2 protein-coding genes are annotated in these 1,552 nt (G+C 58.6%); both read right to left on the minus strand.

All coding sequences use genetic code 11. From position 1 onward, the window contains the following. Window positions 1-28 precede the first annotated feature (28 nt). On the minus strand, window positions 29-1,045 hold the full coding sequence (locus tag BLIN9172_RS17710; RefSeq protein ID WP_101556180.1) for a DDE-type integrase/transposase/recombinase: 1,017 nt from the start codon (window positions 1,043-1,045) through the stop codon (window positions 29-31). 2 nt (window positions 1,046-1,047) lie between these two features. Then, on the minus strand, window positions 1,048-1,552 hold a 505-nt coding region (locus BLIN9172_RS17715; protein WP_219618608.1), incomplete at its 5' end, for a hypothetical protein.

A 1,552-nucleotide genomic window follows, 5' to 3' on the forward strand; every position in this document is an offset into this window, starting at 1 on the left:
CGCGCCCTGTCAAGCTGTTTGGAGTCACTCACGCTGCTAGCGTGTCTATCTCTCGATGGTTGATCCCGACGACCTCGGCTGGTGCCGGGGTCGTCGGTGGTTTCGCGAACCGTTCCGGATGCTGCGCGTAATACTTGGCCAGAGTGTCCTGTCGTTTCTCCCATACTGTGTTCCAGGACCCGTCTTGGACCTGGTCCGGGGTGAAGTGAGCGATCCCGGAGTGACGATGCTCAGTGTTGTACCACTGCACATGCGCACCGACATAGTCTCGAGCATCATCAAGGTCATCAAACACGACGGGATACGCCGGCCGATACTTCATCGTGCGAAACGCTGACTCCGAATACGGGTTGTCATTAGACACATACGGTCGGTTATGCGTTGTCTCAGTGCCATGAACGGCCAGGACTTCTTTCAACACCGCGGACTTCATCGCCGCTCCAGAATCGGCATGCACGAACTCCGGGGCACCATATCTCGTGATAGCGTCTTCGAACATCTCCACTGCAAGGTCATCGGACTCGCGGTGCTCGACCCGATATCCCACGATCTTGCGGGAGAAGATATCAATGATCGAGTACACCTTGAACACGACGTGTGCCCAGACCGACTTCACATCAGTGATGTCCCATGACCACACTTGCCCCGGCCTGGTCGCCACCAGCACCGGTATCTCACGGGGCTGCCTTGTGCCCTTGCGCGTGGCGACCTGCGGCCGTTTGGTCTGATCCTCCAGATCGGCAGCGATGCGCCACCATGTGCGTTGGGACGCGACCATGATCCCGTCGTCCCAGGCCCGCGCGAATGCATGATCAACCGAGTGATCATCGGCCCACCCTGCTTCGATGAGTGTCTTAATCTGCTGTTTCGCTTCAGCATCGATGCGGTTCGGATAGGCCCGGTCCCGATGCGCCACCGGCTCAGCCGTAGTCTGGCGCGGGTTGAGCCGGTAATGCCACGTAGACCGTGACAGGCCCACGACGTCAAGAACTCGGCGCTGTGACAGGCCAGACTCGACGAGGTCGAACACGAGGGTGTTCTCCATGGTCAGGAATTCTTCGGACTCGAATGTTCCTCGTCCGCGTCGGGCTCTGACACGTTCCTGCTGTGCAAGAGCCCGATAGCTTTTCCCAAGCTGTTCGCCGTCTCTTCCAGCCTGCGGATCTCCTCACCTTGGGACGCCAGTTCCTTCTCCTTCGCGGCCAGAGCCGCCTCCTTGACCGCGAGTTCCTTCATCAGGGCTTTCTCACGGTCCGAGGTCAATTCCTCGGTCATCTTCTTCCGCCGTGTCGCATAGGTCATAGGGTCATTGTTCCGCGGGACGAGTCCGCGGTCGAGGTCGCCGGTAACGAGAGCTCGTATCCACGTGTACAGCTGCTTTCGCGTGAACGGTTGAGCATCGACCCATTTGCCCTTCTGTCCGAAGGGGATCTGGTCGTACTGAACCAGGAAAGACCGGATCTCTGCCACGCTGTATCCAGTAGTGATGGTCATGGTTAGTGTTCCTCTCAGTGTCAGACTGAGTGACTCACAACCAGCCTGACAGAGAGGG

This window comes from Brevibacterium linens ATCC 9172 (genome assembly GCF_900169165.1).
Lineage (GTDB): Bacteria > Actinomycetota > Actinomycetes > Actinomycetales > Brevibacteriaceae > Brevibacterium > Brevibacterium linens.